The 12,153-nt window shown below is 73.0% G+C and carries 10 protein-coding genes and 1 pseudogene; 10 read left to right on the top strand and 1 reads right to left on the bottom strand.

Features of this window, described 5'->3' with window-relative positions; all coding sequences use genetic code 11:
* Nucleotides 1-555: 555 nt before the first annotated feature.
* The 7 genes and pseudogenes from ssd to ACZ7GZ_RS26505 all read left to right on the top strand — a co-directional run.
* A complete protein-coding gene (ssd, locus tag ACZ7GZ_RS26535; protein ID WP_471027881.1) occupies nucleotides 556-1,662 on the top strand; it encodes a septum site-determining protein Ssd in 1,107 nt (368 codons plus the stop codon).
* Nucleotides 1,659-2,858, top strand: a complete 1,200-nt coding sequence (locus ACZ7GZ_RS26530) for a TadA family conjugal transfer-associated ATPase (RefSeq protein WP_471027879.1) — start codon at nucleotides 1,659-1,661, stop codon at nucleotides 2,856-2,858. The genes ssd and ACZ7GZ_RS26530 overlap by 4 nt, the downstream gene beginning before the upstream one ends.
* A gap of 23 nt (nucleotides 2,859-2,881) precedes the next feature.
* Complete coding sequence (locus ACZ7GZ_RS26525; protein ID WP_471027978.1) at nucleotides 2,882-3,727, top strand: type II secretion system F family protein; 846 nt, start codon at nucleotides 2,882-2,884, stop codon at nucleotides 3,725-3,727.
* Between the two features lie 181 nt (nucleotides 3,728-3,908).
* The gene (locus tag ACZ7GZ_RS26520; RefSeq protein ID WP_471027877.1) at nucleotides 3,909-4,688 is read left to right on the top strand and encodes a type II secretion system F family protein; all 780 of its coding nucleotides are present in this window, start codon (nucleotides 3,909-3,911) and stop codon (nucleotides 4,686-4,688) included.
* Nucleotides 4,689-4,758: 70 nt separating this feature from the next.
* A complete protein-coding gene (locus tag ACZ7GZ_RS26515; protein ID WP_471027876.1) occupies nucleotides 4,759-4,959 on the top strand; it encodes a DUF4244 domain-containing protein in 201 nt (66 codons plus the stop codon).
* 22 nt (nucleotides 4,960-4,981) lie between these two features.
* Nucleotides 4,982-5,320 carry a TadE family type IV pilus minor pilin gene (locus tag ACZ7GZ_RS26510; RefSeq protein WP_471027875.1) on the top strand — a complete coding sequence of 113 codons (339 nt, stop codon included), beginning with the start codon at nucleotides 4,982-4,984 and terminating at the stop codon, nucleotides 5,318-5,320.
* Nucleotides 5,317-5,634: pseudogene (locus ACZ7GZ_RS26505) on the top strand (Rv3654c family TadE-like protein); the annotation flags it as partial. The gene ACZ7GZ_RS26510 and the pseudogene ACZ7GZ_RS26505, both read left to right, overlap by 4 nt.
* Nucleotides 5,635-5,716: 82 nt before the next feature.
* Here ACZ7GZ_RS26505 and ACZ7GZ_RS26500 read toward each other — a convergent pair.
* Nucleotides 5,717-8,260, bottom strand: a complete 2,544-nt coding sequence (locus tag ACZ7GZ_RS26500) for a DEAD/DEAH box helicase (RefSeq protein WP_471027874.1) — start codon at nucleotides 8,258-8,260, stop codon at nucleotides 5,717-5,719.
* 81 nt (nucleotides 8,261-8,341) lie between these two features.
* Here ACZ7GZ_RS26500 and bldG point away from each other — a divergent pair, with 81 nt between their 5' ends.
* From bldG to ACZ7GZ_RS26485, 3 genes are all read left to right on the top strand, one after another.
* Nucleotides 8,342-8,683 carry an anti-sigma factor antagonist BldG gene (gene bldG / locus ACZ7GZ_RS26495; RefSeq protein ID WP_009189842.1) on the top strand — a complete coding sequence of 114 codons (342 nt, stop codon included), beginning with the start codon at nucleotides 8,342-8,344 and terminating at the stop codon, nucleotides 8,681-8,683.
* Nucleotides 8,684-8,837: 154 nt separating this feature from the next.
* Nucleotides 8,838-9,269, top strand: coding sequence for an ATP-binding protein (locus tag ACZ7GZ_RS26490; protein ID WP_471027873.1), 432 nt, complete (start codon nucleotides 8,838-8,840; stop codon nucleotides 9,267-9,269).
* Nucleotides 9,270-9,554: 285 nt separating this feature from the next.
* Nucleotides 9,555-11,957 (top strand): sodium-translocating pyrophosphatase, encoded by a 2,403-nt coding sequence (locus ACZ7GZ_RS26485; protein WP_471027872.1) that lies wholly within the window; start codon nucleotides 9,555-9,557, stop codon nucleotides 11,955-11,957.
* Nucleotides 11,958-12,153 lie beyond the last annotated feature (196 nt).

Genomic DNA, 12,153 nt, shown 5'->3' with positions numbered 1-12,153 from the left:
TGCCTGAGAGGGCTCTCGGGTACACCATGGAAGTCACGGATCGTTCGCGACCGTGCTAACCCGGTCCGGCTCCTCCCCCCCCGAGTCGGCCGTGGAGACGACCCCCGCTCTCCCCCCCGGCGGGGGTCGTCGCATGTCCGGACGCGTTTTCCCCTCCTTCTCCTCCCTCTCGTGCGAGCGCGGCCCCGGCGTCATGCCGCCGTGGCCGCCGCTTCAGCGCGCCCCTGATCCGTCACTCGCTGTAATCGTCGCACTGCGCTGTGGAAGTCGCACAGGCATCAGGGCAGACGTCACCGGTATGGGTGATGGCGATATTCACAGCCTCGGAGTTGTCCACAGTTTTCAACCAAGATCCACTTGATTTCGCGGATCGCTGCACCGTGATTCCCACGCGCTCGGGCCATGGCGAGTTCATGGCCGGTTCCGATTGCCGGAGCGCGTATGGCCGGTTTCTGTCGGCCGTTCATATGGGGGACCGCTTGCCGGTTCTTCACACCTTTGGGAATCGCGTGGCCGCAGGGGCTGCGCGGCCCACGCAGCGAAGGGGGAACACGCGTGTCCGCAGCCGTCACCCACGACCCGCCGCCCGGCACCGCAGACCGGCCGGGCCGGCCGCTCATCGTCACCGAGGACGCCGAGATCCTGGACGACCTGCTGCGCCTGTGCGCGGCCGCAGGTGCCACACCCGAGGTCCACCACGGCGTACCCGAACACGGCGCCGGCTGGGAAACGGCACCGCTGGTGCTCGTCGGCGACGACGCCGCACGCCGGCTCGGCGGGGCCACGCGCCGGCGCGGAGTCGTCCTGGTCGGCCGTGACCAGGACGACCCGGGCGTATGGAAACGTGCCGTGGAGATCGGCGCAGACCACGTCCTGATGCTGCCCGACGGCGAGCAGTGGCTGGTCGACCGGATCGCCGACGTCGCCGAGGGCGTCGGCCGCCCGGCCCTCACCGTCGGAGTGATCGGTGGCCGGGGCGGAGCCGGCGCCTCCACGCTCGCCTGCGCGCTCGCCGTCACCTCCGCGCGCGAAGGACTGCGCACCCTCCTCGTGGACGCCGATCCGCTCGGCGGCGGACTCGACGTACTCCTCGGCGGCGAGAGCACCGACGGACTGCGCTGGCCCGCCTTCGCCGCCTCCCGCGGGCGGGTCGGCGGTGGCGCCCTGGAGGAGTCGCTGCCCGAACTGCACTCCCTCCGGGTGCTGAGCTGGGACCGCGGCGACTGCGTCGCCATCCCTCCGCAGGCGGTGCGCGCGGTGCTCGCCGCCGCCCGGCGGCGCGGCGGCACGGTCGTGGTGGACCTGCCCCGCCGCCTCGACGACGGGGTCGCCGAAGCCCTCGCCCAGCTCGACGTGGCGCTGCTCGTCGTCCCTGCCGAACTGCGCGCGGTGGCGGCGGCCGGGCGGGTCGCCTCCGCCGTCGGCATGGTCGTGCGCGACCTGCGCGTGGCGGTGCGCGGACCGTACGCACCGGGCCTGGACGACCAGGAGGTGGCCCGCCTGCTCGGCCTGCCGCTGGCCGGCGAGGTTCCGGTCGAACCGCCGCTGCTGCACCCGCGGGGCGGTGCGAAACCGCCGGGCGCGACCGCACGCGGCCCGCTCGCCCGCTTCTGCGTGAACTTCTGGGAGCGGGCGCTGGTCGAGGCGGGAGGCCCGCGATGACCCTCCCAGGACTCGACCGCGCGGACGGCGCCGCCCTGCTCGACGGCGTACGCCGCCGGCTGGCCGAGAGCGGTGCCGAACCCACCCCCGCGGGCGTGGCGCAGGCCCTGCGCGAACAGGGCCGGGTGCTCGGCGACGCCGAGGTCCTCGGCGCGGCCCGGCAGCTGAGGTCCGAACTCGTCGGCACCGGCCCCCTGGAGCCGCTGCTCGCCGACCCGGACGTCACCGACGTCCTCGTCTCCGCCCCGGACCGGGTGTGGGTCGACCGCGGCGGAGGACTGGAGCTGACCGCGGTGACCTTCTCCGACGCGGCGGCCGTACGACGCCTCGCGCAGCGGCTGGCCGCCGTGGCCGGACGCCGGCTGGACGACGCCCGGCCGTGGGCGGACGCCCGGTTGCCCGACGGGACCCGGCTGCACGCGGTGCTGCCCCCGGTCGCCGTCGGCTGCACCTGCCTGGCCCTCAGGGTCGTACGGCCCCGGGCCTTCACGCTGGAGGAACTGGTCGAGGCCGGCACCGTGCCACCCGGCGGCGAGCGGATCATGCGTGCGCTGCTGGCGGCCCGGCTGTCCTTCCTCGTCAGCGGCGGCACCGGAAGCGGCAAGACGACCCTGCTCAGCGCCCTGCTGGGCCTGGTAGGCGCGGGGGAGCGGATCGTGCTCGCCGAGGACTCGGCCGAGCTGCGGCCGGACCACCCGCATGTCGTCCGGCTGGAGACCCGGCCCGCCAACCAGGAGGGCGCCGGCCTGGTCACCTTGGAGGACCTCGTCCGGCAGGCGCTGCGGATGCGCCCCGACCGGCTCGTCGTCGGAGAGGTCCGCGGCCCGGAGGTCGTGCATCTGCTCGCGGCTCTCAACACAGGTCATGAAGGCGGCTGTTGCACGATCCACGCGAACGCCGCCGCGGATGTGCCCGCCCGCCTGGAGGCGCTGGCCACGGCCGCGGGGCTGGACCGGGCCGCGCTGCACAGTCAGTTGGCGGCCGCGCTCTCCGTGGTCGTGCACCTCGTACGGGACCGGTCCGGGCGGCGCCGGATCGCCGAGGTGCACGTGCTGGAGCGGGATGCCGCGGGGCTGGTCCATACGGTGCCGGCGCTGCGGTGGGGGGAGCGGGCCTTCTTGCGGGAGCGGGGCTGGGAGCGGCTGCGGCACCTCCTGGACGCGGCAGGCGAGCCCGGAGACGACGGAGAGAGGTGACGGAAGTGATCGGTGAGACGTCGATGGGAGCCGCGCTGGTCTGTCTCGGCGCGCTGGCCTGGCTGCTGGGCGGACGGCACTACGGGATGCGGCGGGCGCGGCTGCTGCTCGCGGGCGGCGGAGTGGTGGCGACAGGCCCGCCCGCCTGGGACCGGCCCCTCGCGGAACTACGGCGCGTGTGCGGCCGGCTGGGCGCCGAATGGTGGGCGCTCGCGGCCGGTCTGCTGCTCGGGCTGCTGGGGTCCTCGCTGATTCCGGTCGCCGCGGGGGCGGCCGGGGTCCCGGTGCTGCGCCGGGTGCGGCTGGCCCGCCAGACCCGGCGCGTCCAGGAGTGGAGGGCGGACACGGTGATCGCCCTGTGCGGGGCTCTCGCCGGGGAAGTACGCGCCGGACGGCAGCCGGGCGAGGCGCTGCTGCGGGCCGCGCGGGATTCCGGCGGGCTCGGCGAGGCGCAGGCGGCCGTGGTCGCGGCGGCGCGGTTCGGCGGGGACGTGCCCGGCGCGCTCGCCGCTGCGGCCCGGCAGCCGGGCGCGGAGGGCCTGCTCGGGCTGGCCGCGTGCTGGCGAGTGGCCGTGGACCAGGGCGCAGGACTCGCGGCCGGCCTGGACCGGCTGGACGCGGCCCTGCGCGCCGAGCGGGATCAACGTGGCGACCTGCGCGCACAGTTGGCGGGCGCCCGCGCGACCGCCGTGCTGCTCGCCGTACTGCCCGCCCTCGGCCTGCTCCTGGGCACGGCCATGGGCGCGGATCCGCTGCGCGTGCTCCTGCACACCGGCGCCGGCCTCGGCTGCCTGGCGACCGGATCGGTGTTCGAGGTGGCCGGGCTGTGGTGGTCCGTGCGGATCGTGCGGGGAGCGGGGGCGGTGTGAGCGGGCGCGGCGTGGGCCGGAGCGTGCGGGAAGTGACCGGAGACGAGCGGGGGGAGCGGCGTGCGGAGACGACATGCAGGGCGGCTTGCCGGGAGTGGCCGGTGATGAGCGGGCGAGCGCTGTGGGGAGCGCGGCGTGCGGTGGGGCGTGCGGTGCGGCACGCGGGGGGAGAGCGGGCGGTATGAGCGGGGAAGTTGTCCACAGGCTGGGGATGGCCGGGGTCGTGACGCTGGTCCTCGGCTGGGCGGTTCGGCGGTTGGATCTGGTCCGGCGGCGGCGTCGGGCGCGGCGGCGGGTGGCCGGGCTGCTGGGCCGGGAAGTCCCGGTCGTCAGGAGGTGGTTCACGTCGACGGCCGCGGTATGGCGGTGGCTGCCGTCGGCCGGAGCGGCATGCGGGGCGTGGGTTCTGGTCGGTGGTGTGACCGGGGCCGCGCTGGGGCTGTGTGTCGGCGTCGTGCTGTGGAGATGGCGTAGCCGCCAGTTGGCAGGCGGTCGGGCCGAGCCGGTCGACACCGCCGCGGCCGCGCGTCAACTCCCGCTCGCCGCAGACCTGCTGGCCGCCTGTATCGCGGCCGGTGCCGGCCCGGTGGTGGCCGCCCAGGCGGTGGGGGAGGCGCTCGGCGGACCTGTCGGGGAGGCGCTGGCGCGGGGCGCGGCGGAGGTACGGCTCGGCGGTGAACCGGCGGACGCCTGGCGGCGCCTGGCCGAGCTGCCCGGCGCCGGAGCCCTGGCCCGGTTGCTGCAGCGGGCCGACGAGTCCGGGCTCCCGGCGGCCGGCCCGGCCGCCCGCCTCGCCTCCGACGCACGCGCACAGTGGGCCCGCACCGCGACGGCCCGGGCCCGGCGCGCGGCCGTACTGATCTCCGCGCCAGTGGGCCTGTGCTTCCTGCCCGCCTTCGTCGCGGCCGGCGTGCTGCCCGTCGTGATCGGACTGGCGGGCGGGGTGAGGGGAGGCAGGTGAGGCGGACGAGGACGAACGAACCGAGCAGGCGCACAGAGCCACAGAGGACCTGAACCGCATGGGGGTTGGAATGAACAAGAAGATCAGGGAAGCGGCGGTACGGCTGCGGGGCAAGGGCCGCGCGGACGCCGGAATGGTGACGTCCGAGTACGCGATGGGGATCATCGCGGCCGTCGGGTTCGCGTTGCTGCTCTACGAGGTCGTCACCAGCGGCCAAGTCCGGACGGAGCTGCAGGACATCGTGAAGAGGGCCCTCAGTGCGCGGATGTGAGCGAGGCGCGGACCGGGGGTTCGTGACCGCGGAGGCGGCCGTGGTGCTGTGCGTGCTGGTGGCGTTCACCATGGCGTTGGTCTGGGGGCTGCTGGTGGTGGCCGCACAGATCCAGTGCGTGGACGCCGCCCGCGTGGGCGCCCGGGCCGCCGCCCGTCAGGATCCGGCGGACGCGGTGGAGACCGTGACCCGGCAGGCGGCGCCGCGCGGGGCGCGGGTGTCGGTCGGGCGCGAGGGCGACCAGGTCCGGGTGACGGTGGTGGCCAGGCCGCCGGCGCTGAGCGGGCTGCCGTTCGAGGTCCGGGAGGAGGCCGTCGCGCCGGCCGAGGACGTCACGGGCGCCGGGGAGGCGGGACCGTGAGGGCAGATGCCGTGAAGGGAGGTGCGGTGCGGAGAGGTGCGGCGCGGGACCGGCGGAACTGCGACCGGGGGTCCGCCACCGTGTGGAGCCTGGGGGCGATCGCCGTGCTGTGCGCGGTGTTCGGCGCCGTGCTCGCGCTCGGACAGGCCGTCGTGGTCCGGCACCGGGCGGCCGGCGGCGCGGACCTGGCGGCCCTCGCGGCGGCGGCCCACTGGACCGAGGGCGGTGCGGTGGCCTGCGCACGGGCCGAGAAGGTGGCCGCGGCCGAGGGGGTGCGGCTGGTGCGGTGCGCGATCGTCGGCGAGACCTCGGACGTGACGGCGGCCGCGGGAAGAGGGCCGTTCGCGGCGGAGGTCAGGGCCAGAGCCGGGCCCCAGGGACCGGCGCCGGACACCCTCAACGGCGAGGCACCCGTCCCGGAGCCGTCTCATCCAGGCTCCCCAGGCCCTCAGGGGCCTCGGGAGGCACCCGGCTCCCCCTCTCCGTCTTCTCCTCCGGCGCTCCCCGCAGCAGCACCGTGAGAAGCCGTACCGCCCCCCTCTTGTGCAGCGGGTCGTTGCCGTTGCCGCACTTGGGGGACTGGATGCAGGAGGGGCAGCCGGCCTCGCACTCGCAGGAGGCGATCGCCTCCCGGGTGGCGGTGAGCCAGGCACGGGCGGTGTGGAAGGCGCGCTCGGCGAAGCCCGCTCCGCCGGGGTGGCCGTCGTAGACGAAGACCGTCGGCAGGAGCGTGTCGGGGTGGAGCGGGATCGAGACGCCGCCGATGTCCCAGCGGTCACACGTCGCGAACAGGGGCAGCATGCCGATCGAGGCGTGCTCGGCGGCGTGCAGGGAGCCGCCGAGGATCTCCGGGTTGATCCGGGCCTCGTCCAGCTGGTCCTCGGTGACCGTCCACCACACCGCGCGGGTGCGCAGCGTACGGGGAGGGAGGTCGAGTTTCGTCTCGCCCAGCACTTCACCGGTGATCAGGCGTCGGCGGAGGTAGGAGACCACCTGGTTGGTGACCTCGACCGAGCCGTAGCAGAGGCGGCCGGCGCCCCACGGGATCTCGGTGTCCGTCTCCAGGACGGAGATCGACGTGGTGTCGCGGGCGACCGTGGAGTACGGCGGGTCGGCCTGCTCGACCAGGGCCACGGAGTCCTCCAGGTCCAGCTGACGCACCAGATAGGTGCGGCCCTGGTGCAGGTGGACCGCGCCCTCGTGGACCGTGGAGTGCGCGGCGCCCGCGTCGACCGTGCCGAGCAGCCGGCCCGTGCCGGACTCCACGACCTGCACCGGGCGCCCGCCCGCGCCGCGGATGTCGGTCAGGTCGGCGGCCCGCTCGCGGCGGGTCCAGTGCCAGGCCTTCGTCCGCCGGCGCAGCAGCTTCGCGGCCTCCAGCTGCGGCAGCACGTCCGCGCAGGCAGGGCCGAAGAGGTCCAGGTCCTCCTCGGTCAGCGGGAGTTCCGCGGCGGCGGCGCACAGGTGCGGGGCGAGGACGTAGGGGTTGTCCGGGTCGAGGACGGTCGATTCCACCGGTTGGTCGAACAGGGCCTCGGGGTGGTGGACCAGGAAGGTGTCCAGCGGGTCGTCGCGCGCCACCAGCACGGCGAGCGCGCCCTGTCCGGAGCGGCCCGCGCGGCCCGCCTGCTGCCACAGGGACGCGCGCGTGCCCGGGTAGCCGGCGATCACCACCGCGTCCAGGCCGGAGACGTCCACGCCCAGCTCCAGGGCCGTCGTGGCGGCCAGCCCGAGGAGTTCGCCGGAGTGCAGGGCACGTTCCAGGGCACGGCGTTCCTCAGGGAGATAGCCGCCGCGGTAGGCCGCGACACGCCGGGCCAGGGAGCGGTCGACCTCGGCGAGTTTCTCCTGGGCGATCACCGAGATCAGCTCGGCGCCGCGCCGGGACCGGACGAAGGCGACCGAGCGCACTCCCTGCACGGTCAGGTCGGTCAGCAGGTCGGCGGTCTCGGCGGTGGCGGTACGCCGTACGGGTGCGCCCTTCTCGCCGTGCAGGTCGGTGAGCGGGGGCTCCCAGAGGGCGAAGACGAGTTCGCCGCGCGGGGAGGCGTCGTCGGCGACCTCGACCACCGGCAGCCCGGTCAGCCGGCGGGCCGCGACGGCGGGCTCGGCGGCGGTCGCCGAGGCCAGCAGGAACACGGGTGAGGCGCCGTAACGGGCGCACAGCCGGCGTAGCCGGCGCAGCACCTGGGCCACGTGCGAGCCGAAGACGCCCCGGTAGGTGTGGCACTCGTCGATGACGACGTACCTGAGCGATTTCAGGAAGGAGGACCAGCGCGGGTGGGAGGGGAGTATCCCGCGGTGCAGCATGTCGGGGTTGGTGAGCACGTAGTTGGCGTACTGGCGGATCCACTCCCGTTCCTCGAACGGGGTGTCGCCGTCGTACACGGCCGGGCGCACGGCGGTGCCCAGAGGTTGTGAAAGTTCCTTCACCGACCGGCACTGGTCCGCCGCGAGCGCCTTGGTGGGGGCCAGGTACAGGGCGGTGGCCCCGCGGCCGTTCGGAGCCTGGGAACCGTCCAGAAGGGTGGACAGGACGGGCACCAGATACGCGAGGGACTTGCCGGAGGCGGTACCGGTGGCGACGACCACCGAATCGCCGTCCAGGGCGTGCTCGGCGGCCAGCGCCTGGTGCGCCCACGGGTGCTCGATGCCGCATGCCTGGACGGCCGCGATCACCTCGGAGCGAATCCGGTCAGGCCAGAGGGCATGGCGGCCCGCGCGCGGGGGCAAGTGCTCCGTATGAGTGATGCGCGCAGACCGGCTCGGCCCCGAGGCGAGCCGGTCCAGGACCACGCCCGGAGACGGGCGGGACGCCGGGTCCGCCGGGGATCGATCGGATCGGTGATTCTTGGCCATCGGCACCGAGTGTGTCACTGGCGTGACGGACAATGGAGCCAAGGCGTCGTGCACGCCTGCCGGTAAGTGATTGAATGCCATCGCGGCTGGCGATGCGTCCCGGGGGCCGCAAGCTGAGGTGCCCGAGGGGCGACCGCTCGATAGCAAGGTGCTGGAGGATCCGTGGACCTGTCCCTGTCGACCCGTACCGTCGGCGATCGTACGGTCGTCGAGGTCGGTGGCGAAATCGATGTATACACCGCGCCCAAGCTGCGCGAGCAGCTGGTCGAGCTGGTGAACGACGGGAATTTCCACCTCGTCGTAGACATGGAGGGCGTGGACTTCCTCGACTCCACCGGACTCGGCGTGCTGGTCGGCGGCCTGAAGCGAGTGCGCGCCCACGAGGGCTCGCTGCGCCTGGTCTGCAACCAGGAGCGCATTCTCAAGATCTTCCGCATCACCGGCCTCACCAAGGTGTTCCCGATCCACACCTCGGTCGATGAAGCGGTGGCGGCCACCGACTGACCCTGGGCCCGTCACCGGCGCCGGGCTCCCGACGGGGGCCCGGACGCCGGGCGGTCCCGTCCGGGCTGCGGCCCGGGCACAGAAGCACACCAGGGGGTGTGGGTTCTTGGCGGCCCCGCCCCCGACCGCACGCCCGTAGTCGCGAGGGGGATGCATGGCCATCGTCGAACTCCGCTTCAGCGCGCTGCCCGAGCACGTCCGGACCGCCCGGCTGGTGGCGGCCGCGGTGGCACGCAGGGCCGGAGTGGACGAGGCAGTCCTCGACGAGGTCCGGCTCGCCGTCGGCGAGGCCTGCTCCCGTGCCGTCGGACTCCATCAGAGCAGTGGCATCAGCGCGCCCGTGAAGGTGGCGCTGATCGAGGAGGAGAAACAGTTCTCCATCGAGGTCGGCGACGAGGTGCCGCACGCCACGCCGGGCGACACGCCCGGCGCCGCGCAGGACTTGGAGGCGGAGATCGAGGAGGACGAGATGGGCCTCGCGGTCATCAGCGGCCTCGTCGACGACGTGGAGGTCACCACCGGGCAGGACGGCGGTCTGATCCGCATGACCTGGCCGACCACACCGCCGGCCGCGGCACTCCTCTGAGCGCCGCCGCACCGCTTCCCGAGGGCCCTGCTCAGCAGGGCCCTCGGTGTTTTTCCAGCGATGATCAGGCACCCTCCCCGAATTAGTGAAGGAATTCACGATCATTCGCGACCGTTCGTGAATGCCTCGGGGGCATTACTCCATTCGAGTGGTGTGGCTGGATCGCGATCATTTGCTGATGAGCCGGTTGAGGCTAATTCTGTTTACCGCGCTCTGTTGAGATCACTCCGGGGTACCTAGAATCCGTCCACATCTTGAGCTCAGCCCAAGCGTCAAGGAGGACGAATGGCGGGGCTTTCCATCCCTCAATCGGATCACCCCACATCTCTCGCAGCAGCGGTTCTGACCGACGACAACCGGATCATCGTGGCCGTCATCGCGGCGGTCGCCCTGGCCGCGCTCGTGGTCGCCGGGGTCCTGGTGCGCCAGGTGCTGGCCGCGGGCGAGGGCACCGACAGCATGAAGCGGATCGCCGAGGCGGTCCAGGAAGGTGCGAAGGCGTATCTCGCCCGGCAGCTGCGCACGCTCGGCGTATTCGCTGTCGTCGTCTTCTTCCTGCTCATGCTGCTGCCCGCGGACGACTGGAATCAGCGTGCCGGACGATCGGTGTTCTTCCTGATCGGTGCGGCGTTCTCGGCGGCCACCGGCTATATCGGCATGTGGCTGGCCGTGCGCAGCAATGTGCGGGTCGCCGCGGCGGCCCGGGAGGCCACACCGGCACCCGGAGAACCGGAAAAGGATCTCACCACCGTCTCGCACACCGCGATGAAGATCGCGTTTCGCACGGGCGGCGTCGTCGGCATGTTCACGGTGGGGCTCGGCCTGCTGGGCGCCTCCTGCGTGGTGCTGGTGTACGCGGCCAACGCGCCGAAGGTGCTGGAGGGCTTCGGCCTCGGCGCCGCCCTGATCGCCATGTTCATGCGGGTGGGCGGCGGCATCTTCACCAAGGCCGCCGACGTCGGCGCCGACCTGGTCGGCAAGGTCGAGCAGGGCATTCCGGAGGACGACCCGCGCAATGCCGCGACCATCGCCGACAACGTGGGCGACAACGTCGGCGACTGCGCGGGCATGGCGGCCGACCTCTTCGAGTCGTACGCCGTGACCCTGGTGGCCGCGCTGATCCTCGGCAAGGCCGCCTTCGGCGACTCCGGGCTGGCGTTCCCGCTGCTCGTGCCCGCCATCGGCGTCATCACGGCGATGATCGGCATCTTCGCGGTAGCGCCCCGCCGGGCCGACCGCAGCGGCATGACCGCGATCAACCGCGGCTTCTTCATCTCCGCGGTGATCTCCCTCGTGCTGGTGGCGATCGCGGTCTTCGTCTACCTGCCGTCGAAGTACTCCGACCTCGACGGGGTCACGGAGGCGGCGATCAGGGGCAAGGGCGGCGACCCGCGGATCCTCGCCGTGGTCGCGGTGGCGATCGGCATCCTGCTCGCCGCCGTCATCCAGCAGCTGACCGGCTACTTCACCGAGACCAACCGCCGCCCGGTGCGGGACATCGGCAAGACCTCACTCACCGGCCCGGCCACCGTCATCCTGGCCGGCATCTCGGTCGGCCTGGAATCCGCCGTCTACACCGCGCTGCTCATCGGGCTCGGCGTGTACGGGGCGTTCCTGCTCGGCGGCACGTCGATCATGCTCGCGCTGTTCGCGGTCGCGCTGGCCGGCACCGGCCTGCTCACCACGGTCGGCGTGATCGTCGCCATGGACACCTTCGGGCCGGTCTCCGACAACGCACAGGGCATCGCCGAGATGTCCGGCGACGTGCAGGGCGCGGGCGCACAGGTGCTGACCAACCTGGACGCGGTCGGCAACACCACCAAGGCCATCACCAAGGGCATCGCCATCGCCACCGCCGTCCTCGCCGCGTCGGCGCTGTTCGGGTCGTACCGCGACGCGATCACCACCAACGTGAAGGACGTCGGGGCGAAACTCACCGGCCCGGGCGCGCCGCTGAGCCTATCGCTGGACATCTCGCAGCCCAGCAACCTCGTCGGCCTCATCGCGGGCGCCGCGGTCGTCTTCCTCTTCTCCGGACTGGCCATCAACGCCGTGTCGCGTTCGGCGGGTTCGGTGGTGTTCGAGGTGCGACGGCAGTTCCGCGAGCACCCCGGGATCATGGACTACACCGAGAAGCCCGAGTACGGGCGCGTCGTCGACATCTGCACCAAGGACGCCCTGCGGGAGCTGGCCACACCCGGCCTGCTCGCCGTCATGGCGCCGATCTTCGTCGGGTTCACGCTCGGCGTCGGCTCGCTGGGTTCCTACCTCGCCGGCGCGATCGGCGCGGGCACGCTGATGGCGGTGTTCCTCGCCAACTCCGGTGGCGCCTGGGACAACGCCAAGAAGCTGGTGGAGGACGGCCACCACGGCGGCAAGGGCAGCGAGGCCCACGCGGCCACGGTGATCGGCGACACGGTCGGCGACCCCTTCAAGGACACCGCAGGACCGGCGATCAACCCCCTGCTGAAGGTCATGAACCTGGTCTCGCTGCTCATCGCGCCCGCGGTGATCAAGTTCTCCTACGGCAGTGACAAGAACCTGGGCGTACGGATCGGGGTCGCGATCCTCGCGCTCCTGGTGATCGTCGTCGCCGTGTACGCCTCCAAGCGGCGCGGAATCACCGTCGGTGACGAGGAGAGCGTCGAACGGGTCGCCAACTCACCGAACACGGCGGTTGTTTCGTAGCCGTACTCCTGGTTCGGCTCGAAAATCCCTGCTCAACGGGCGGGCGGGCGGCGCGTGCTGACGTGCCGCCCGCCTTCGCGTTCTGTGGGCGCGTCCGCAGGCGGGAGTGCAGACGGGAACTGCAGGAGGAACTGTGGGCGGGGCTGTGGGCGGCTGTGGGGGGGCTATGGGTGGGCGGCTGTGGGCCCGCCCACGT

This window comes from Streptomyces sp. NPDC037288, from assembly GCF_055603265.1.
This window is presented reverse-complemented; position numbering and strand designations above follow the sequence as displayed.

Bases quoted from the DNA above. Each gene is read 5' to 3' on its own strand.
- ACZ7GZ_RS26530 (WP_471027879.1), top strand. From the start codon at position 1,659: ATGACCCTCCCAGGACTCGACCGCGCGGACGGCGCCGCCCTGCTCGAC.
- ACZ7GZ_RS26525 (WP_471027978.1), top strand. From the start codon at position 2,882: ATGGGAGCCGCGCTGGTCTGTCTCGGCGCGCTGGCCTGGCTGCTGGGC.
- ACZ7GZ_RS26520 (WP_471027877.1), top strand. From the start codon at position 3,909: ATGAGCGGGGAAGTTGTCCACAGGCTGGGGATGGCCGGGGTCGTGACG.
- ACZ7GZ_RS26515 (WP_471027876.1), top strand. From the start codon at position 4,759: ATGAACAAGAAGATCAGGGAAGCGGCGGTACGGCTGCGGGGCAAGGGC.
- ACZ7GZ_RS26500 (WP_471027874.1), bottom strand. From the start codon at position 8,260: ATGGCATTCAATCACTTACCGGCAGGCGTGCACGACGCCTTGGCTCCA.
- ACZ7GZ_RS26490 (WP_471027873.1), top strand. From the start codon at position 8,838: ATGGCCATCGTCGAACTCCGCTTCAGCGCGCTGCCCGAGCACGTCCGG.
- ACZ7GZ_RS26485 (WP_471027872.1), top strand. From the start codon at position 9,555: ATGGCGGGGCTTTCCATCCCTCAATCGGATCACCCCACATCTCTCGCA.